We start from the raw sequence: 20,299 nt of genomic DNA, 5'->3' as shown, positions 1-20,299 counted from the left end.
GCACCACCGCCACTCGCTTGTCCTCTCCTGGTGCGCGCCGCTATCGCGCAACCGCTCTGACACGACATTTTCCTGCCCGATCCCGACCGGGCACAGCCCTTGCAAAACACACCTTCAGTCGTCCGCATCTGCCAACCATAAAAAACTTTAACGTTCATGGAGATCGCACAATGAAGCGTCGCAGTTTGATCAAGGCTTTCACACTCACGGCATCCATTGCCGCGATGGGCATGACCTGGACTGTCCAGGCGGCCGAGACCATCAAGGTCGGGATTCTGCACTCGTTGTCCGGGACCATGGCGATCTCCGAAACGTCGCTCAAAGACATGGCGCTGATGACCATCGACGAGATCAACGCCAAGGGCGGGGTGAACGGCAAGATGCTCGAACCGGTGGTGGTCGACCCGGCATCGAACTGGCCGCTGTTCGCCGAAAAAGGCCGGCAGTTGCTGACCCAGGACAAGGTCGCCGTGGTCTTCGGTTGCTGGACCTCGGTGTCGCGTAAATCGGTGCTGCCGGTGTTCGAAGAACTCAACGGCCTGCTGTTCTACCCGGTGCAATACGAAGGCGAAGAGATGTCGCCGAACGTGTTCTACACCGGCGCCGCGCCGAACCAGCAAGCGATCCCCGCCGTTGAATACCTGATGAGCGAAGAAGGCGGCAGCGCCAAGCGCTTCTTCCTGCTCGGCACCGACTACGTCTACCCGCGCACCACCAACAAGATCCTGCGCTCGTTCCTGCATTCCAAAGGCGTGGCCGACAAGGACATCGAAGAGGTCTACACCCCGTTCGGTCACAGCGACTATCAAACCATCGTCGCCAACATCAAGAAGTTCTCCGCCGGCGGCAAGACAGCGGTGATCTCCACGGTCAACGGCGACTCCAACGTGCCGTTCTACAAAGAGCTGGCCAACCAGGGCCTGAAGGCTACCGACGTACCGGTGGTGGCGTTCTCGGTGGGTGAAGAAGAGCTGCGCGGCATCGACACCAAACCGCTGGTGGGCAACCTTGCGGCGTGGAACTACTTCGAGTCCGTGGAGAACCCGGTGAACAAGAAGTTCGTCGCTGACTGGAAGGCCTACGCGAAGAAACACAACCTGCCGGGCGCCGACAAAGCGGTGACCAACGACCCGATGGAAGCCACTTACGTCGGCATCCACATGTGGGCGCAGGCAGCGGAAAAAGCCAAGTCCACCGACGTCGACAAGGTTCGCGAAGCGCTGGCCGGCCAGACTTTCGCCGCGCCGTCCGGTTATACGCTGACCATGGACAAGACCAACCACCACCTGCACAAACCGGTGATGATCGGCGAGATCCAGAGCGACGGTCAGTTCAACGTGGTGTGGCAGACCGAAGGCCCGATCCGCGCGCAGCCGTGGAGTCCGTTTATCGATGGCAACGACAAGAAGCCGGATTATGCGGTGAAGAGCAACTGAGCCATTGGGTGTCGGCCTCACGCCTGGCGTGAGGCCGACTCGATCCCCCTGTGGGAACAATATTTTGTGGTGAGGGGATTCATCCCCGATGGGTCGCGAAGCGACCCCAAATGCTACAGGCGCGATGTACCTGTGAATCGCGGCGACTGTTTTTGCGACTGCTTCGCAGCCGATCGGGGATGAATCCCCTCGCCACAAAGACTGTGCCCACAATTAGTCCGCGCAAGGCGACTCTTTATGCCGACTACCCTATACCGCTTCATCCTCGCCATCGCACTGCTGTTGCCGATGACTGCCTTTGCCGGCGACGCCGAAGACTTCGTCGCCGCCAACCCCGTGCAACAGGCCAAACTGCTGGAAGCCTGGGCCGCGCAGCCCGAGCCGGCGCGTGTCGAGCTGATCAACGCCCTGCAACAAGGCGAATTGATCATCGACGGCCAGCCGAAAACCCTGCGCCTGAACAACCGCCTGCGAGGTCTGATCGACACCGCTCTGGCCAGCCACCAATTGCTCGCCGCCGACGCCAAAACCCGTCTGATTGCCGCGCAGCAATTGCAGAAAAGCGCGAAACCCGCGCAGCTGAAATTCCTCGACCAGCAACTGGCTGGCGAAAAAGACGAGAACGTCCACGCCGCCCTGAGCCTGGCGCTGGCCAATCTGCAACTGGTGGACAGCGACCCGGCGGTGCGTCTGGCCGCCGTGCGCCTGCTCGGTGAAACCGGCGATCCGCTGGCCCGCACGCGCCTCGAAGGCCTGCTCGAACCCGGCGTCGAAAGCGATGCCGGGGTGCGCACCGCCGCCGAAACCAGTCTGGCTCAGGTCAAGCGCAAACTGCTGATCGGCGAAGTGTTGGGTCAGGCGTTCAGCGGCATGTCCCTCGGCTCGATCCTGCTGCTCGCGGCCCTCGGTCTGGCGATCACCTTCGGCCTGCTCGGGGTGATCAACATGGCCCACGGCGAGATGCTGATGCTTGGCGCCTACTCGACCTACGTAGTGCAGTTGCTGTTCCAGCGCTACGCCCCGCAAGCCATCGAGTTCTACCCGCTGATCGCGCTGCCGGTGGCGTTCTTCGTCACGGCGGCAATCGGCATGGCGCTGGAACGCACGGTGATTCGTCATCTCTACGGCCGACCGCTGGAAACCCTGCTCGCCACCTGGGGCATCAGCCTGATGCTGATCCAGTTGGTGCGCCTGCTGTTCGGCGCACAGAACGTCGAAGTGGCGAACCCGGCGTGGCTGTCCGGCGGTATTCAAGTACTGCCGAATCTGGTGTTGCCGTACAACCGCATCGTGATCATCGCTTTCGCCTTGTTCGTGGTGGTGCTGACCTGGCTGCTGCTGAACAAGACCCGCCTCGGTCTCAACGTCCGTGCGGTCACGCAGAACCGCAACATGGCTGCCTGCTGCGGCGTGCCCACCGGCCGCGTCGACATGCTCGCCTTCGGCCTCGGCTCGGGCATTGCCGGGCTCGGCGGTGTGGCGCTGAGTCAGATCGGCAACGTCGGCCCGGACCTGGGTCAGAGCTACATCATCGACTCGTTCCTGGTGGTGGTGCTCGGTGGCGTCGGGCAACTCGCCGGCAGCGTGCTCGCCGCGTTCGGGCTGGGCATCGCCAACAAGATTCTCGAACCGCAGATCGGTGCGGTACTCGGCAAGATCCTGATCCTCGCGCTGATCATTCTGTTCATCCAGAAACGTCCGCAAGGCCTCTTCGCACTGAAAGGACGGGTGATCGACTGATGAACCAGCCTCTACTTGTCACGGCCACGCAAAAAGCCGGGCCGAAAGTCACCATTGCCATCGGCGCGGTGATCCTCGCGCTGCTGATCGCCCTGCCGCTGCTCTCGCTGCTGGCGCCGGACAGTGCGCTGCATGTCTCGGCGTATACGCTGACGCTGGTCGGCAAAATCCTCTGCTACGCCATCGTCGCCTTGGCGCTGGATCTGGTCTGGGGTTACGCCGGGCTGTTGTCGCTTGGCCACGGTCTGTTCTTCGCCCTCGGTGGTTATGCGATGGGCATGTACCTGATGCGTCAGGCCGCCGGTGATGGTTTGCCGGCGTTCATGACCTTTCTGTCGTGGACCGAACTGCCGTGGTACTGGAGCGGCACCAGCAGTTTTATCTGGTCGATGTGCCTGGTGGTGCTGGCGCCGGGTCTGCTGGCGTTGGTGTTCGGCTTCTTCGCCTTCCGCTCGCGGATCAAGGGTGTGTATTTCTCGATCATGACCCAGGCCCTGACGTTCGCCGGGATGCTCCTGTTTTTCCGCAACGAGACCGGCTTCGGCGGCAACAACGGCTTCACCAACTTCCGCACGATTCTCGGTTTCGGCATCACTGAACCCGGCACTCGCGCAGTGCTGTTTCTGGCCACCGTGTTGTTGCTGGTGGCAAGTCTGTTCATCGGCTGGCGTCTGGCGCAGAGCAAGTTCGGCCGGGTGCTGACGGCGCTGCGCGATGCGGAAAACCGCCTGATGTTCTGCGGCTACGACCCGCGCGGTTTCAAACTGTTCGTCTGGGTCTTGAGCGCGGTGCTGTGCGGTCTGGCCGGGGCCTTGTATGTGCCGCAAGTGGGGATCATCAACCCCAGCGAAATGTCCCCGACCAACTCGATCGAAGCGGCAGTGTGGGTGGCCCTCGGCGGTCGCGGCACGCTGATCGGGCCGCTGCTCGGCGCCGGTGTGGTCAACGGCATGAAGAGCTGGTTCACCGTGGCTTTCCCCGAATACTGGCTGTTCTTCCTCGGCGCGCTGTTCATCGTCGTGACGTTGTATTTGCCCAAAGGCGTGATCGGCCTGCTGAAGAAACGAGGTGAACAATGAGAGTCACTGCGAGTGCTGAATTCATGCTCGAACCGGCGTTTTTCCCCGTGGAACCGAACAAGGACGAAGGCACCAGCCGTGACTCGATCGGCCTCGGCCAACGCGTCGGCCCGGGCCTCGATACCCGTCACGGCACGATCCTGACCCTGGAAGACATCAGCGTCAGCTTCGACGGCTTTCGCGCGCTGAACAATCTGAACCTGTACATCGGTGTCGGCGAACTGCGCTGCATCATCGGCCCCAACGGCGCGGGCAAGACCACGCTGATGGATGTGATCACCGGCAAGACCCGCCCCAGTCACGGCAAGGCGTGGTTCGGCGAAACCCTGGACCTGACGCAGATGAGCGAAGTGCAGATCGCGCAGGCCGGGATCGGGCGCAAGTTCCAGAAGCCGACGGTGTTCGAAGCGCTGAGCGTGTTCGAGAATCTTGAGCTGGCGCAGAAGACCGACAAGTCGGTGTGGGCCAGTTTGCGCGCGCGTCTGAGCGGTGAGCAGAAGGATCGCATCAGTGACGTGCTGGAAACCATCCGCCTGACCACCTCGGTCAATCGCGCGGCGGGCTTGCTGTCCCACGGTCAGAAGCAGTTTCTGGAGATCGGCATGTTGCTGATGCAAGACCCGCAATTGCTGCTGCTCGACGAACCGGTGGCGGGCATGACCGATGCCGAAACCGAATTCACCGCCGAGCTGTTCAAGTCGCTGGCCGGCAAGCATTCGCTGATGGTGGTGGAGCACGACATGGGCTTCGTCGGCTCGATTGCCGACCACGTGACGGTGCTGCATCAGGGCAGCGTGCTGGCGGAAGGATCGCTGGAGCAGGTGCAGGACAACGAGCGGGTGATCGAGGTTTACCTCGGCCGCTGAGCTGCAAACACCTTTCCAAACTGTAGGAGTGAGCCTGCTCGCGATAGCTGTGTATCAGATAAGCCGGCGTTGACTGATACGCCGCTATCGCGAGCAGGCTCACTCCTACAAGGGATTTGAGGAGATTCTGAACATGCTGCAAGTCGACAAGCTGCACCAGTACTACGGCGGTAGCCACATCCTCCGTGGCCTCTCATTCGACGTAAAAGTCGGCGAAGTCACCTGCCTGCTCGGGCGCAACGGCGTGGGCAAGACCACCCTGCTCAAATGCCTGATGGGCCTGTTGCCGGCCAAGGAAGGCGCGGTGAACTGGGAAGGCAAAGCGATCACCACGCTCAAGCCGCACCAGCGTGTACACGCCGGGATCGCTTACGTGCCACAGGGCCGGGAAATCTTCGGCCGGCTCACGGTGGAGGAGAATCTGCTGATGGGCCTGTCACGGTTTCCCGGCAGCGAAGCGAAAGAAGTACCAGGTTTCATCTACGAATTGTTCCCGGTGCTGCTACAAATGAAGCAGCGCCGCGGCGGCGACCTGTCCGGCGGTCAGCAACAGCAGCTCGCTATCGGGCGCGCATTGGCCAGTCGTCCGCGATTGCTGATCCTCGACGAACCCACCGAAGGCATTCAGCCCTCGGTGATCAAGGAGATCGGCGCGGTGATCAAGAAACTTGCGGCGCGTGGCGACATGGCGATTTTGCTGGTCGAGCAGTTCTACGATTTCGCTGCGGAGCTGGCCGATCAGTACCTGGTGATGTCCCGGGGCGAGATCGTGCAGCAGGGTCGCGGCGAAAATATGGAGGCCGAGGGTGTACGAGGTCTGGTAACAATTTAATCTGTAGCTTCCTAACGATAATTACAAACCATGAACTTACCGCTTCCCACTGCCCTGTTTACCCCGAGCTGGCACGCCGAGCTGGAGCTGGCCTACGCCCGCTTCGGCGACTGCACACGCCCGGTTCAGCGCCGGCACCTCGGCCCGCTGCGCGTGCAAAAGCACCTGTATGCCGAAGGCCCCGAGGTCTGCCAGCACATCATCGTCCACCCGCCGGGCGGGATCGCCGGGGGTGACCGACTGAACATCAGCGCCCGCGTCGAACAGGACGCCTGGGCACAGATCACCAGCCCCGGCGCCGCCAAGTGGTATCGCGCAACGGGGCCGGCGTATCAGCAGCTTGACCTGAAAGTCGCTGCCGGTGCGACGCTGGAATGGCTGCCGCAGGAAACCATCGTCTACAGCGCCGCTCAGGCTGAACTCACCACCTCGATCGAACTTGAGGGCGATGCGCGGCTGTTCTACTGGGACGTGGTGGCGCTGGGCCGACCGGCCAGTGGCGAGCGCTTCGACCTTGGACACTTTCAAGCGCATCTGGATATCCGCCGTGATGGCCGGTTGCTGTGGCACGAACGTCAACGGATCACCGGCAATGACGGTTTGCTGGATTCGCCGATCGGTCTGGATGGCAATCCGGTGTTTGCGACGCTGCTGGTCACCGGTGAAATTGATGCCGAGTTGCTGGAGCGCTGCCGCTCGCTGGGGCATGCAGTGCGCGGTGATCTGACCCAGTTGCCCGGCCTGTTGGTGGCTCGGTGTCTGGCGTCAGAAGCATTGCTGGCCCGTGCCTGGCTGATCGATTTATGGCGCTTGTTACGCCCGGCTCTGCTAGGCCGCGAAGCCCAGCCACCGCGAATCTGGAACACCTGAAATGCATTCTCCATTAAACCCCTGTAGGAGCTGCCGCAGGCTGCGATCTTTTGATCCTCAAGAGCAACATCAAAAGATCGCAGCCTGCGGCAGCTCCTACAGGGCGTACGACTTAACTTTCTTCTGCCGAGATTTGAAAAACAAATGGACCTGACCCCACGCGAAAAAGACAAGCTGCTGATCTTCACCGCCGGCCTCGTCGCCGAGCGCCGACTGGCCCGTGGCGTGAAGCTCAACTACCCGGAAGCCATGGCCTACATCTCCGCCGCGCTGCTCGAAGGCGCCCGTGACGGCCAGACCGTGGCCGAGCTGATGCACTTCGGCACCACGCTGCTGAGCCGCGAGCAGGTGATGGAAGGCATCCCGGAAATGATCCCGGAGATCCAGGTCGAAGCGACGTTCCCCGACGGCACCAAACTGGTCACCGTCCACCAACCGATCGTCTGAGGCCGCGCCATGACCTACACCATTCGCGATGCGCTGCACGCCGACCTGCCGGCGATCCGCGACATCTACAACGACGCGGTGCTCAACACCACCGCGATCTGGAACGAATCGGCGGTCGACCTCGGCAACCGCCAGGCGTGGTTCAGCGCCCGTCAGGCCCAGGCCTACCCGATTCTGGTGATCGTCGACGCCGACAACGTTGTGCTCGGCTACGCTTCCTTTGGCGACTGGCGGCCGTTCGACGGTTTCCGCCATACCGTCGAGCACTCGGTCTACGTGCGCAGCGACCAGCGCGGCAATGGCCTTGGCCCGCAATTGATGAGTGTGCTGATCGAGCGGGCCAAAGCCTGCGACAAGCACGTGATGGTCGCCGCCATCGAAAGTGGCAATGCCGCCTCCATTCGTCTGCATGAGCGTGCCGGTTTCAGCATCACCGGACAAATGCCGCAAGTCGGCACCAAGTTCGGTCGCTGGCTCGATCTGACCTTCATGCAACTGACCCTCAATCCTGGCGCCCAGCCGCCGGTCGCCAACAAGGAGTGACACGCGATGAACCCCGCCCAACTGCGACGCGTCAATGCGGAAAGTTTTGCGCACTATCGTCAGGGCCTGATTGATCTGCTGCTCGACGCCGTAGGTTATGGCGCCAGCGTCGGTTTCATGGCCGACCTCGATGCCGCGCAGGCCCGCGCCTATTTCGATGAAGTGCAGCAACAAGTGAACAAGGGCAGTGTGTTGCTCTGGGTGGTGGTCAAGGATGAAGAGGTGCAGGCCAGCGTGCAGTTGGGCCTGTGCCAGAAGGCCAACGGCCTCAATCGCGCCGAAGTGCAGAAGCTGCTGGTGCGCGAACAGGCGCGTCGACGCGGCCTCGGTCAGCAATTGATGAATGCGCTGGAGCTCGAAGCGGCCAAGCACAAGCGCGGCATGCTCTACCTCGACACCGAGGCCGGTTCGCCCGCCGAAGATTTCTACAAGGCCCTGGGTTACACCCGCGCCGGCGAAATTCCCGATTACGCCTGCGACCCGCACGGTACCTATCGCCCGACCGCCCTCTACTACAAGATTCTGCAAGGAGCCCGGCCATGATTCCCGGCCAGTACCAGATCCAGCCCGGCGACATCGAACTAAATGTCGGCCGCCGCACCCTTAGCCTGAAGGTCGCCAACAGCGGCGACCGGCCGATTCAGGTCGGTTCGCACTATCACTTTTTCGAAACCAACGACGCGCTGACCTTCGACCGCGCCGCCAGCCGTGGCATGCGCCTGAACATCCCGGCCGGCACCGCGGTGCGCTTCGAGCCAGGGCAGAGTCGCGAGGTCGAACTGGTGGAGTACGCCGGGCATCGGCGGGTGTTCGGCTTTGCCGGGCGAGTCATGGGTGATCTCGACTGAGATCGGTGCGCCCCCAAAAAGATCGCAGCCTTCGGCAGCTCCTACAAATGCTCTGCGGTCTCGAGCCGAGCACTGACTGTAGGAGCTGTCGAGCGCAGCGAGGCTGCGAAAGCGAGCTATGCGAGCGGTCTCAAATCCAATTGAATCCCAAGGCAAGCACATGAAGATTTCTAGAAACGCCTACGCCGACATGTTCGGCCCCACCGTCGGCGACAAGGTGCGCCTGGCGGACACTGAGTTGTGGATCGAAGTCGAAAAGGACTTCACCACCTACGGCGAAGAAGTGAAGTTCGGCGGCGGCAAAGTCATCCGGGATGGCCAGGGCCAGAGCCAGTTGCTCGCCGCCGAGGTGGTCGACACGCTGATCACCAACGCGCTGATCATCGACCACTGGGGCATAGTCAAAGCCGACGTCGGTCTCAAGGACGGGCGGATCGCCGCGATCGGCAAGGCCGGTAACCCGGATGTGCAGCCGAACGTGACCATCGCCATCGGCGCCAGCACCGAAGTGATCGCTGGTGAAGGTATGATCCTCACCGCCGGCGGCATCGACACGCACATCCACTTCATCTGCCCGCAGCAGATCGAAGAAGCGCTGATGAGCGGCGTCACCACCATGATCGGCGGCGGCACCGGGCCGGCGACCGGCACCAACGCCACCACCTGCACCTCCGGCCCATGGCACCTGGCGCGCATGCTCCAGGCCGCCGACGCGTTCCCGATGAACATCGGCCTCACCGGCAAGGGCAACGCCAGCCTGCCGGAGCCGCTGATCGAGCAGGTCAAGGCCGGGGCTATCGGCCTCAAGCTGCACGAGGACTGGGGTACCACCCCGGCGAGCATCGACAACTGCCTCAGCGTCGCTGACCAGTACGACGTGCAGGTGGCGATCCACACCGACACCCTCAACGAGTCCGGTTTCGTCGAAACCACCCTCGGCGCGTTCAAGGGCCGCACCATCCACACCTATCACACCGAAGGTGCCGGCGGCGGCCATGCGCCGGACATCATCAAGGCCTGCGGTTTTCCTAACGTGCTGCCGAGCTCGACCAACCCGACCCGGCCATTTACCCGCAATACCATCGACGAACACCTCGACATGCTGATGGTCTGCCACCACCTCGACCCGAGCATCGCCGAAGACGTGGCGTTCGCCGAAAGCCGTATCCGCCGCGAAACCATTGCCGCCGAAGACATCCTCCACGACCTCGGCGCGTTCTCGATGATCAGCTCCGACAGCCAGGCCATGGGCCGCGTCGGCGAAGTCATCACACGCACCTGGCAGACTGCCGACAAGATGAAAAAGCAGCGCGGCCCGCTGCCGCAGGACGGCGAAGGCAACGACAACTTCCGCGCCAAGCGCTACATCGCCAAGTACACGATCAACCCGGCGATCACCCATGGCATCAGCCATGAAGTGGGTTCGGTGGAAGTCGGCAAATGGGCTGATCTGGTGCTGTGGCGTCCGGCGTTTTTCGGCGTCAAACCGACGCTGATCCTCAAGGGCGGCGCCATCGCCGCCAGTTTGATGGGCGACGCCAACGCGTCGATTCCAACCCCGCAACCGGTGCACTACCGCCCGATGTTCGCCAGTTACGGCGGCTCGCTGCACGCCACCAGTCTGACCTTCATCAGTCAGGCCGCGCAGGAGGCCGGGCTGCCCGAGGCACTGGGATTGAAGAAGAAAATCGGCGTGGTCAAAGGCTGCCGCGAGGTGCAGAAAACCGACCTGATCCACAACGATTACCTGCCGAACATCGACGTCGACCCGCAGACCTATCAGGTCAAGGCCGACGGCGTGCTGCTCTGGTGTGAACCGGCGGAAACCCTGCCGATGGCCCAGCGCTACTTCCTGTTCTGACGCACGGCAAAAGGCCCCGGGTCCGTATCTTGCGCACGGTCCCGGGGCCTTTTTCGTGATGCTGGGAAAGCACTGTGCAAACGGTCGTGTATTTCCCGCCAAAGGGGCTAATATTCGATTCGCTCCGCCTATTTTCAGGAACTGCCCATGCGTCTTTCCGAGTTCATCGTGGCCAATATCGACCCTATCGTCGATGAGTGGGAACAGTTCGCCGCGACCATCACGCCGGCCGCCGACTATCTGGATTCCACTGCGCTGCGCGATCACGCCAGCGAGATTCTGCGGGCTGCGGCCCGCGACATGAACAAGCCGCAAAGCCCCGCCGAACAAGCTGACAAAGCCAAGGGCGAAGGGCCGGAAATGACCCCGAGCCTGGACGAGGCCGGCGCCAGCCATGGCGAATTGCGCCACACCGTCGGTTTCGATCTGGTGCAAATGACCAGCGAATTCCGCCATTTGCGCGCCTGCGTGATCCGCCTGTGGGTCAACAGCCTTGAGTCGCCGGACGTGACCTATTTCCAGGACATGATCCGCTTCAACGAAGCCATCGACGAAGCCCTGGCCGAATCCACCGCGGCTTACGCCGAGCAGGTCAACCGCTCGCGGGATATCTTCCTCGCCATCCTCGGCCATGACCTGCGCGCGCCGCTGCAGGCGGTGAGCATGTCCACCGAACTGTTGCTGCGCAAAGCCAGCCTTGAAGGTGATGCGCTGGAATGTGCCTTGCACATCAAACGCGGTGCGCGGCACATGGCGGCGATGGTCAGCGATCTGCTGGAACTGGTGCGCAGTCGCCTGGGCCGTAGCTTGCCGATCGAGCCGGCACCGATGGATCTGGCCGTTGCGGCGCGAGCGGCGATTGCCGAAGCCTGCGCCGGTCATCCGCAATCCGATCCACGACTCACGGTGCACGGTGACACCCGCGGCGTGTGGGATGCCGGACGGATCGACCAGTTACTGCAAAACCTGATCGGCAATGCCTTGCAGCACGGTGCCAACCAGCGCGACGTGACCCTCGATCTGCGTGGCGAGGGCGATAGTGTGTGCCTGTCGGTGCACAACTACGGCACACCGATTTCCGAAGAGGCGATCGGCACGATTTTCGACCCGCTGGTGCGCAGCGCCGACGAAGAACTCGGGCAGCCGTCGACCAGCCTCGGGTTGGGCTTGTTCATCGTCAAGGAAGTGGTGACCGCCCATGGCGGGACGATCGACGTCAGCTCAAGCGAGGCTGACGGCACGCTGTTCAGTGTGGTGTTGCCGAGAAAGGTTTAGCAGGCCAACCGCGTAATCGTTCTTCGCGAGCAAGCTCGCTCCCACAGGAGACCGCAGTCAACCTGTGGGAGCGAGCTTGCTCGCGAAGGAGCCGGCATATACACCCCATAAACAACGCTAGAACTACTCGACCACCAAGCGTCCCAATCGCTGACGCAGCATCCGGTTTTCCGCCCGCAACTCGTGCACTTCCTCCAGCAGATTCAGTGCCAGGGCGACGCCCTCCCACTCCAGCTCAAGCTCGCGCCGCAACTTCGCGGCGCGCTTGGCCAGGCTCAGTTCGTAGTCGGTGAACCGCCATTCCCGGGGCTGTGCGCCCTGAGGTTCGAGGATGCCGTGTTCGACGATTTCGATCACGTAGACGTCCGACAGATCGGCCGCCTCACAGAATTCTGCCATGTCCAGTTGAACGATCAGGGGGCTGCTCATGATGGGCTACTCCGTCGTCGGATTCAGAAGTTCTCTCGTGGGTTGAACGCTGCTTTTTTCGCCAGTTCCTGCCACAGCGCCTTGACCTCGTCGTCGGAGGTTTTCGGCATCACGGCCTTGAGCTGCACGAACAGATAACCGCGCTCACCGGCCTTGTTCTTCAAGCCATGCCCCTTGGCGCGCATGCGCTGGCCGTTCTGGCTGCCGGCTGGAACCTTGAGGTTGATCTTGCCGGTCAGGGTCGGCACGGCGACTTCAGCGCCTAGCGCCAGCTCCCACGGTGCCAATGGCAGGGTGATGATCAGGTTTTCGCCTTCGACATCGAATTTCGGATGCGGCGCAAAGCGAATGGTCAGGTACAGGTCACCATTGGCGCCGCCACCGATGCCCGGTGCGCCCTGCCCTTTGAGGCGGATGCGCTCGCCGTCGGTCACGCCCGCCGGAATCTTCACGTTCAGGCTCTTGCTGGTGTTGCTGACGTGCTGACCGTTGGCGTTGTATTGCGGGACCTGAAAGCTGACCTTCTTCGACTCGTCCGACAGCGTCTCCTCAAGGAAGACCGGCAGTTCCATTTCCACGTCTTGCCCTCGGCGCCCTGCACTGCGTTGTTGCCGACCGTCGCCACCGAAACCGGCGCCGCGATTGCCGAAGATCGAACTGAAGAAGTCCGAGAAGTCGCCGGTGTCGCCACCGCCGCCACCAAAACCGCCACGGCTCTGCCAGCCCGGCGGGCCCTGGAACGGCTGACCGTGCTGGCCATAACGGCGCAGTTCGTCATATTCGGCGCGCTTGTCGGCGCTTTTCAGCGCTTCATAGGCTTCCGAGGCGTCCTTGAACTTGGCCTCGGCGTCTTTTTCCTTGCTGACATCGGGGTGGTATTTGCGCGCCAGCTTGCGATAGGCAGCCTTGATCGCCTTGTCGTCCGCTGTCGGCTCCACGCCGAGTATCTTGTAATAGTCTTTAAAGTCCATCGAAGGAATCACCATCCGTTATCGATTTCGCGCCGAGGCCAGCATGCGCTCATTCGCGCGTGCCGGGTTGACCGATCTCAACTTTGTGACCGGGTGGCGCAGCAGAAGTTTATCGGCAGTGGACGACGGTTCTTGCGACCGCCGGTATGTCTGCCGGCCCATGCCAGCAAGTTTGGGGCGAAGCTGCGACTTTCAAGAAGCTTAGTCGTGAAATAGCAGATGACCGGCCTTCGAATCTGCCGCGCACTGACATACACTGCGCGGCCGTTTTTTGACCGGAACCCGAAAGACATGAACAACGCCTCTCCAGCCCGTGCCTGCGGTATCGACTTCGGCACCTCCAACTCCACCGTCGGCTGGCTGCGCCCCGGCATGGAAACGATGATCGCGCTGGAAGACGACAAGATCACCCTGCCGTCGGTGGTGTTCTTCAACATCGAAGAGCGCCGTCCGGTTTACGGTCGTCTGGCCCTGCACGAGTATCTGGAAGGCTACGAAGGCCGGCTGATGCGCTCGCTCAAGAGCCTGCTCGGCTCCAAGCTGATCAAGCACGACACCAGCGTGCTCGGCACGGCGATGCCGTTCAAGGATCTGCTGGGCCTGTTCATCGGTCAGCTCAAGAGCCGTGCCGAAACGGCCGCCGGTCGCGAGTTCGAACAAGTGGTGCTGGGGCGTCCGGTGTTTTTCGTCGATGACGACCCGCTGGCTGACCAGGAAGCCGAAGACACCCTGGTCGAAGTGGCACGCAAGCTCGGCTTCAAGGACGTGTCGTTCCAGTACGAACCGATCGCTGCAGCATTCGACTACGAGTCGACCATCGAAAAAGAAGAGCTGGTGCTGATCGTCGACATCGGCGGTGGTACTTCGGACTTCTCGCTGGTGCGCCTGTCGCCCGAGCGTCGCGGCATGGACAACCGTCACGACGACATTCTCGCCACCGGCGGCGTGCACATCGGCGGTACCGATTTCGATAAACAGCTGAGCCTGCAAGGCCTGATGCCGTTGTTCGGCTACGGCAGCCGGATGAAGAGCGGCGCCTACATGCCGACCAGTCACCACATGAACCTGGCGACCTGGCACACCATCAACTCGGTGTACTCGCAAAAGTCGACTCTGGCGCTGGGCAGCATGCGCTACGACATCGAGGATACCGGTGGCATCGACCGTCTGTTCAAGCTGATCGAACAGCGCGCCGGGCACTGGCTGGCGATGGAAGTCGAAGAAACCAAGATCCAGCTGACCCACGCCGACAGCCGCCACGTACCGCTGGACCGCATCGAGCCGGGCCTGAGCGTGGAACTGAGCCGCGCCCTGTTCGAGTCGTCGATCGACGCCTTGCTTGAACGCGTGCGCGGCAGCGTTACGCAGCTGTTGAACGATGCCAACGTGTCGGTGGCTCAGGTTGATACGGTGTTCTTCACCGGCGGTTCGAGCGGCATTCCGGCGCTGCGCAACAGTGTTTCGGCGATGCTGCCGAATGCGCGACATGTGGAAGGGAATATCTTTGGCAGCATCGGCAGCGGTCTGGCGATCGAGGCGATGAAGCGTTACGGCACTATGGCCTGATCCGGAATCGGCGGTGCGCCCTTCGCGAGCAAGCCCGCTCCCACAGGATCACACTCAACCTGTGGGAGCGGGCTTGCTCGCGAAAGGGCCCTTTCAAACGCTATAAGGCTTGAATCAAACCATCCCGCCCAGCTTCAACTCACTCTTCAGATACGCGTAATAAATCGGCCCCGCCACCACTCCCGGCAGGCCGAACGCGGCTTCGAACACCAGCATCGCCAGCAGCAACTCCCACGACTTGGCACTGATCTGCCCGCCGACAATGCGCGCGTTGAGGAAGTATTCGAGTTTGTGGATAAAGATCAGATAGCCCAACGCCGCCAACGCCACCCAGATCGACAGCGACAGGCCGACGATGGTGATCAGCGTGTTCGACATCAGGTTGCCGATCACCGGCAGCAGGCCGAGCAGAAAGGTCAGGACGATCAGGGTCTTGGTCAGCGGCAGCTTGATGCCGAACATCGGCAGGATCACCGCCAGAAAGACCCCGGTAAAGATCGTGTTGAGCAGGGAAATCTTGATCTGCGCGAAGACGATGTTGCGAAAGGCTTGCACCAGCAGATGCAGACGGTCAAACAGTGCCGCGGCCAGCGGTTTGCGCTTGGTCACGTCGGGAATGCGCTGCAAGGCGATAATCGCGCCGAGCACCATGCCAATCAGCAGCGTGACAAACATGTGCGCCGCGTCCTTGCCTACCAGTTGCAGCTCGGACAGGTGCTTGCTGGCCCATTGACCGATAGCCACGCGAAATTCTGCGGCACTGGCCGGCAGGTAGGCATCAAGAAACGGCGGCAGTTGCCCGCGCGCGCGATCGACCACGCCCATGAATTTGTCGAGCGAGGCGCCGGGGTTTTCCGCTTCGTGCAGCAGGAAACTGATGGCGCCGGCAAAGATCAGCGCCAGCGCACTGACCACCAATGTGCCGAGCAGCGCCACTGCCAGCCAGCGCGCACGCCGGCCTTCGATCAGCCGTTGCAGTTGCGGCGTGAGCATGTTGACCAGTTCGAACACCAGCAGACCCGCCAGCAGGCTGGGCAACAAACGCAGCGGCAACACCAGCAACAGACCGCCAAAGATAATGATGCAACTGACCCAGAACACAACATGACGCTCAGAAAACGTTGGCATACAGCCTCAAAACGAACGGCGTAAAAGGATTGGCAGTCTGCCAGCGTTCCGGGGAGAGCACTAGGTATATGCGGTGCTTGAGATTGGCGGTGCCAAGACCGGTTTCTTCGCGAGCAAGCTCGCTCCCACATTGGAATGCGCACTCCTGTGGGAGCGAGCTTGCTCGCGAAGAGGCCAGCCCGCTCACCACAAGACTCAAGTGCTTACTTTTTCTTCAGGCAATCACTCATGAAGGTCTTGCGCGCATCGCCGGTCAGCGCCTTGGTTTTCGCATCGGCGTTGCAGGTCTTCATTTTTTCCTGCTGCGGGGTCAGCACTTTGCCGTCATTGGCGGCCGGTGCTGCCTTGAGGCAGGTGCTCATGAAAGTCTTGCGCTCGTCGCCCTTGAGGCTCTTGGCGGTAGCGTCGGCATTGCAGGTGGTCATTTTGTTCTGTTGCGCCGTGGCGGCGAAACCCTGGGAACACAGGAGCAGACCGATCATCAACAACGGGACACGCAGCATCTTCATGGAGTTTTCTCCTTGTCGCCGCATCGATGGAGGCGGCCTGCGCTGAAGTGTAGCCAAATCTTGTTACACCTTCCTGCCTTCCAGGTGGCTACGCCGATACTGTTCCGGCGTACAGCCGGCCTGCCGGGCAAACATGGCGATGAAGGCCGAGCCGCCGCTGTAACCCAGATCGAAGGCGATTTCCTGCACGCTCTTCGTGCTTTCCAGGGCCTCGATGGCAGCCAGATAGCGCAGACGCTGACGCCATTCGCCGAAACTCATCCCCAGCTCGCGCACGAACTGCCGGGCCAACGTACGCTCGCTGACGTGCACCTGCGCCGCCCAGTGCGCCAGTGGCTGGTTGTTCCCCGGTTCAGCCTGCAACGCGTCGAGGATCGCCAGCAGCCCGGGATTGCTCGCATACGGCAGATAGCACTCATGCACTGGCGCCTGTTGCAGTTGATCGACCAGCACCTGGGCCAGACGCTGATCGGCCTCCAGTTCGGGGATCTTCACGTCGCGGGCGGCGAAGTCCTTGAGAATCGCCTTGAGGATGTCGCTGATCGCCAGGGTGCAGGCGCGCGCCGGCAGATCGGCGCAGACCTTCGGATCGAGGCACACCGCGCGATAGTTGACCGGTTGGTGGCTGTAGAAACTGTGCTCGACCTGCGGCGGCACCCACACCGCGTAGTGCGGCGGCGACATGAAGCGGTTGCCGTCGACGTCCATGTGCAGCACACCGTGGGCCGCGTACTCCAGCGTGCCCCACGGATGACGGTGCGGCGCGGCGTATTCATGGGCGTTGAAGTCGGCGTAGCGGAAGTACACCGCCGACGGCAGTTCGCTGAAATCCAGCAGATCGATGTGTTTGCTGTTCATGCTGTCCGGTTGCAGAGGCAGGTTGTCCGGTTCGCAGTATAGGGCTGCATCCAGACAAGGGATAATCAGCGTTCATCAACGTTCTGGTTTTAACCCATGCAATACGCGTTTCCCCTGCTGGCGATTTTCATCTGGGCCGGCAATACCGTGATCAACAAACTGGCGGTCGGGGCGATCTTCCCCGCCGAGATCGGTTTCTATCGCTGGCTGCTCGCCGGTCTGTTGTTCACCCCGTTCATGCTCAAAGCGGTGATTGCACACTGGCCGCAGATCCGCCCGAATCTGGGCAAGATCTTCATCCTCGGCGTGCTCGGGATGGCGGTGTATCAAAGCCTCGCCTACTTCGCCGCGACCCTGACCACGGCGACCAACATGGGCATCATCCTGTCATTGATGCCGCTGATGTCGCTGGCCATGGCCATCATCAGCCTCGGCCAGCGCCTGACCGCCGGCGCCTTGTTCGGCGCAGTGCTGTCGTTCGCCGGCGTGCTGGTGGTGGTGTCGTCCGGCAGCCTCGGCGCCTTGCTGCAACACGGGGTAAACCTGGGTGACGCGATGATGCTGATCGCCACCCTGGCCTACGCGATCTACAGCACCTTGCTGAAAAAATGGCAGCTGCGCCTGCCGCCGCTGGTGTTGTTGTATTTGCAGGTGCTGGTGGCGATTGTGGTGCTGTTTCCGCTGTACGCCGCCTCGCCGAAAACCGGCTTCACCGCGCAGAACATTCCGCTGGTGCTGTATGCGTGCCTGCTGGCCTCGATGCTCGCGCCGCTGGCGTGGATGCAGGCGGTGCAGCGTCTGGGGCCGAGTCGCACGACCTTGTTCTTTAACCTGCTGCCGCTGATTACCGCGCTGATTGCGGCGGTGGTGTTGAAGGAAGAGCTGGCGATGTATCACCTGGTGGGTGGGGTGTTGACGTTGGGTGGGGTGATTCTTTCCGAGCGCTGGACCACCGTTCTAGGCCGCAAACTCAGCGTTGCCTGATTTTGCCCTGTGGTGAGGGGATTTATCCCCGATGGGGCGCGAAGCGACCCCGCTATTTATCTCAAAACAAGGGCTGCTGCGCAGCCCATCGGGGATGAATCCCCTCGCCACAAAAGCGAGTCACAATCCCGCAGCCTTTAGCCGCGCCGCATGCTCGACAAACAACCGCACCGGATCCGCCCCTTTGCCCACCAGCCCCAGCGACTGATTGACGATATCGAAGTGATCCAGCGGATAGTCGTCGCCAATCACCGTGCCGAGGTGTGAGCTGTAGCGCCCGACCATCCCGTCACACTGCCCTGGCTCGCGCACGAAGGTTTTCGCGAACAAGCGACAGCTGCGGTTGGTGCCGTCGAACAGGTTGCCGCCGCGATCGGTCTTGCCCGGTTGCAAGGTTCCCGACCACGAGTAATACCGCACGCCATTGACCTCTTCCGGCCCCTGCCCGCCCCAGGTCTCGGGCAGGCCCTGTGGATAACGCTGATTGAACAGCGCCACGCCTTCGCTGGTCAGCGATTGATGCGAAGCGTGGATGTCCACCGGCAGTTTCGGCCCGTGATAGCCGGTTTCCAGCAATGCCATCAGCCAGCCGACAAAACGCAACAGCACCTCAAGCACGCGGCCCTTGGCACTGTTCGCCGGGTAGTGTTTCTGCAGATAGTCGGCCAGTTCCGAACCGTGATTGGGCCCGGCCACGGAGGTCACCGAGGCGACCAGATCCGGCCGTTTGGCAGCGGCATAACGCGCGGTCAGCGAACCCTGGCTGTGGCCGAACAGATTGACTCTGGCGGCGCCGGTCTCGCGCAGAATCTCGTCGATCCGCGCCAGCAACTGCTCGCCGCGCACCTCGGTGGAATTGAGCGGCGACACCTGCACCGCAATCACCGTCGCCCCGCCACGGCGCAACGCCTTGATGATCCCGTACCAATACGGATACAGCAGCAGCCGGATAAACCCGAGCATGCCCGGCACCAGTACCAGTGGATAACGTGTCGCCGAACCTTGTGACATGGGCAAACATCCTTGTGGTCGCTGAGTGGATGCCAGACGTGCAAAACGCCCGCCAAGCTTCCTCCCTGATGATGACAACTGCACCATCAGCCTACTTCAGGCCCACCACCCCCGCCACAATCAGCCCCACCGACAGGAGTTTGACCAGGGTCAGGCTCTCGCCGAGCAGGGCAAAACCGAGAAACACCGTGCCCAGCGAGCCGATCGCCGTCCAGATCGGATAGGCGATGCTCACCGGCAACTCGCGCATCGCTAACGTCAGGAAGTAGATCCCGCCAATCGCCGCCGCCACCGTGATCAGAGACGGCCACAAGCGGGTGAAGCCTTCGGTGTACTTCATGCCCATGGCGAAAGTCACCTCGAAGCCGGCGGCGATCAGCAGGAACAGCCAGGCCACTTAGAACGTCCGGGCGAGGTCGAGCAAACGCTGCTCGGCCTCGGCCACTGACACGGCGAAGGTGCGCTCGGCCGACTCTTCGCCCTCGGCCGCGACCACGCTGACGTCGTTGATGCCGATAAAGCCCAGCGCGGTGCGCAACCACGGATCGGCATGGTTCAACGCTTCCAGTTCGCCGCCGGGGCCGAAGCCGAAACCGCCGCGACTGGTGACGATCAGCGCTTTCTTGCCTTGCAGCAGCGGCGTGTACTGGGCCACGCCGTTGTCCAGGGTGTGGTCGAACGTCAGGCCCAACCGTACGATCTGATCGACCCAGGCCTTGAGTCCGCTGGGCACGCTGAAGTTGTACATCGGCGTGGAAATCAGCAGCAGATCGTGTTCGAACAACTCGCCGACCAGTTGATCGCTGAGCGCCAGATCGGCCTGCATCGACAACGGCCGTGCTTCGGGTTCAGGGTAAAAAGCCGCCGCCACAAACGCTTCGTTGACTGGCGGGATCAGCGCCCGTCCGACTTCCCGGCGGGTGACCTGCGCCTGTGGATGGCGCACCTGCCAGGCGCTGAGAAAACTTTCTGCCAAACGTCGTGAGTGCGAACGATCACCGCGCGGGCTGGCATGGATCGCAAGAATCTTGCTCATCTGAAACTCC

General features: G+C 61.9%; 22 protein-coding genes. 14 read left to right on the top strand and 8 right to left on the bottom strand.

Going from position 1 to position 20,299, the window contains the following annotated elements; all coding sequences use genetic code 11:
- Positions 1-170 precede the first annotated feature (170 nt).
- The 12 genes from urtA (at position 171) to CKW11_RS15195 (ending at position 11,797) form a co-directional block, all read left to right on the top strand.
- Entirely contained in the window at positions 171-1,436 is a 1,266-nt protein-coding gene (gene urtA, locus CKW11_RS15250; RefSeq protein WP_095138161.1) for an urea ABC transporter substrate-binding protein, read from the top strand.
- Positions 1,437-1,673: 237 nt separating this feature from the next.
- The gene (urtB, locus tag CKW11_RS15245) at positions 1,674-3,176 is read left to right on the top strand and encodes an urea ABC transporter permease subunit UrtB (protein WP_095138160.1); all 1,503 of its coding nucleotides are present in this window, start codon (positions 1,674-1,676) and stop codon (positions 3,174-3,176) included.
- Positions 3,176-4,255 carry an urea ABC transporter permease subunit UrtC gene (gene urtC, locus CKW11_RS15240; RefSeq protein ID WP_095138159.1) on the top strand — a complete coding sequence of 360 codons (1,080 nt, stop codon included), beginning with the start codon at positions 3,176-3,178 and terminating at the stop codon, positions 4,253-4,255. Before urtB ends, urtC begins: the two co-directional genes overlap by 1 nt.
- A complete protein-coding gene (urtD, locus tag CKW11_RS15235; RefSeq protein ID WP_095138158.1) occupies positions 4,252-5,121 on the top strand; it encodes an urea ABC transporter ATP-binding protein UrtD in 870 nt (289 codons plus the stop codon). The genes urtC and urtD overlap by 4 nt, the downstream gene beginning before the upstream one ends.
- 133 nt (positions 5,122-5,254) lie before the next feature.
- A complete protein-coding gene (urtE, locus tag CKW11_RS15230) occupies positions 5,255-5,953 on the top strand; it encodes an urea ABC transporter ATP-binding subunit UrtE (RefSeq protein ID WP_095138157.1) in 699 nt (232 codons plus the stop codon).
- Between the two features lie 30 nt (positions 5,954-5,983).
- Positions 5,984-6,823, top strand: coding sequence for an urease accessory protein UreD (locus CKW11_RS15225; protein WP_095138156.1), 840 nt, complete (start codon positions 5,984-5,986; stop codon positions 6,821-6,823).
- A 144-nt stretch (positions 6,824-6,967) separates the two neighbouring features.
- A complete protein-coding gene (gene ureA, locus CKW11_RS15220; RefSeq protein ID WP_007915951.1) occupies positions 6,968-7,270 on the top strand; it encodes an urease subunit gamma in 303 nt (100 codons plus the stop codon).
- 9 nt (positions 7,271-7,279) lie between these two features.
- Positions 7,280-7,813: a GNAT family N-acetyltransferase gene (locus tag CKW11_RS15215; RefSeq protein WP_047600616.1), complete on the top strand. Its 534-nt coding sequence runs from the start codon at positions 7,280-7,282 to the stop codon at positions 7,811-7,813.
- Between the two features lie 6 nt (positions 7,814-7,819).
- A complete protein-coding gene (locus CKW11_RS15210) occupies positions 7,820-8,356 on the top strand; it encodes a GNAT family N-acetyltransferase (protein ID WP_027613558.1) in 537 nt (178 codons plus the stop codon).
- Entirely contained in the window at positions 8,353-8,661 is a 309-nt protein-coding gene (locus CKW11_RS15205) for an urease subunit beta (protein ID WP_007966984.1), read from the top strand. Before CKW11_RS15210 ends, CKW11_RS15205 begins: the two co-directional genes overlap by 4 nt.
- Positions 8,662-8,821: 160 nt before the next feature.
- Positions 8,822-10,522, top strand: coding sequence for an urease subunit alpha (ureC, locus tag CKW11_RS15200; protein ID WP_095138155.1), 1,701 nt, complete (start codon positions 8,822-8,824; stop codon positions 10,520-10,522).
- 147 nt (positions 10,523-10,669) lie between these two features.
- Positions 10,670-11,797: a sensor histidine kinase gene (locus CKW11_RS15195; RefSeq protein WP_095138154.1), complete on the top strand. Its 1,128-nt coding sequence runs from the start codon at positions 10,670-10,672 to the stop codon at positions 11,795-11,797.
- A 123-nt stretch (positions 11,798-11,920) separates the two neighbouring features.
- Here CKW11_RS15195 and CKW11_RS15190 read toward each other — a convergent pair whose 3' ends face one another.
- Entirely contained in the window at positions 11,921-12,226 is a 306-nt protein-coding gene (locus tag CKW11_RS15190; RefSeq protein ID WP_003221201.1) for a chaperone modulator CbpM, read from the bottom strand.
- A gap of 23 nt (positions 12,227-12,249) precedes the next feature.
- Positions 12,250-13,197 carry a DnaJ C-terminal domain-containing protein gene (locus CKW11_RS15185; protein ID WP_027613553.1) on the bottom strand — a complete coding sequence of 316 codons (948 nt, stop codon included), beginning with the start codon at positions 13,195-13,197 and terminating at the stop codon, positions 12,250-12,252.
- 291 nt (positions 13,198-13,488) lie between these two features.
- Between CKW11_RS15185 and CKW11_RS15180 the strand changes: the two genes are divergently transcribed.
- A complete protein-coding gene (locus tag CKW11_RS15180) occupies positions 13,489-14,763 on the top strand; it encodes an Hsp70 family protein (RefSeq protein ID WP_095138153.1) in 1,275 nt (424 codons plus the stop codon).
- A 114-nt stretch (positions 14,764-14,877) separates the two neighbouring features.
- Here CKW11_RS15180 and CKW11_RS15175 read toward each other — a convergent pair whose 3' ends face one another.
- The 3 genes from CKW11_RS15175 to CKW11_RS15165 form a co-directional block, all read right to left on the bottom strand.
- Positions 14,878-15,891: an AI-2E family transporter gene (locus CKW11_RS15175; RefSeq protein WP_095138152.1), complete on the bottom strand. Its 1,014-nt coding sequence runs from the start codon at positions 15,889-15,891 to the stop codon at positions 14,878-14,880.
- 203 nt (positions 15,892-16,094) lie between these two features.
- The gene (locus tag CKW11_RS15170) at positions 16,095-16,400 is read right to left on the bottom strand and encodes a PsiF family protein (RefSeq protein WP_007966973.1); all 306 of its coding nucleotides are present in this window, start codon (positions 16,398-16,400) and stop codon (positions 16,095-16,097) included.
- A gap of 63 nt (positions 16,401-16,463) precedes the next feature.
- Positions 16,464-17,258, bottom strand: coding sequence for a helix-turn-helix transcriptional regulator (locus CKW11_RS15165; protein ID WP_095138151.1), 795 nt, complete (start codon positions 17,256-17,258; stop codon positions 16,464-16,466).
- A 96-nt stretch (positions 17,259-17,354) separates the two neighbouring features.
- Here CKW11_RS15165 and CKW11_RS15160 point away from each other — a divergent pair, with 96 nt between their 5' ends.
- Positions 17,355-18,242, top strand: a complete 888-nt coding sequence (locus CKW11_RS15160) for a DMT family transporter (protein ID WP_027613549.1) — start codon at positions 17,355-17,357, stop codon at positions 18,240-18,242.
- A 120-nt stretch (positions 18,243-18,362) separates the two neighbouring features.
- Here the strand turns inward: CKW11_RS15160 and CKW11_RS15155 are convergent, their stop codons facing one another.
- The 3 genes from CKW11_RS15155 to CKW11_RS15145 form a co-directional block, all read right to left on the bottom strand.
- Positions 18,363-19,253, bottom strand: coding sequence for a triacylglycerol lipase (locus tag CKW11_RS15155; protein WP_095138150.1), 891 nt, complete (start codon positions 19,251-19,253; stop codon positions 18,363-18,365).
- Between the two features lie 91 nt (positions 19,254-19,344).
- Complete coding sequence (locus CKW11_RS15150) at positions 19,345-19,650, bottom strand: multidrug efflux SMR transporter (protein ID WP_095138149.1); 306 nt, start codon at positions 19,648-19,650, stop codon at positions 19,345-19,347.
- Positions 19,651-20,289: an FMN-dependent NADH-azoreductase gene (locus CKW11_RS15145; protein ID WP_095138148.1), complete on the bottom strand. Its 639-nt coding sequence runs from the start codon at positions 20,287-20,289 to the stop codon at positions 19,651-19,653.
- Between the last annotated feature and the right edge of the window lie 10 nt (positions 20,290-20,299).

The organism is Pseudomonas sp. Irchel s3a10, assembly GCF_900187525.1.
Lineage (GTDB): Bacteria > Pseudomonadota > Gammaproteobacteria > Pseudomonadales > Pseudomonadaceae > Aquipseudomonas > Aquipseudomonas koreensis_G.
Note: the sequence above shows the minus strand (reverse complement) of the source record. Positions and strands in the feature narration are given on the sequence as shown.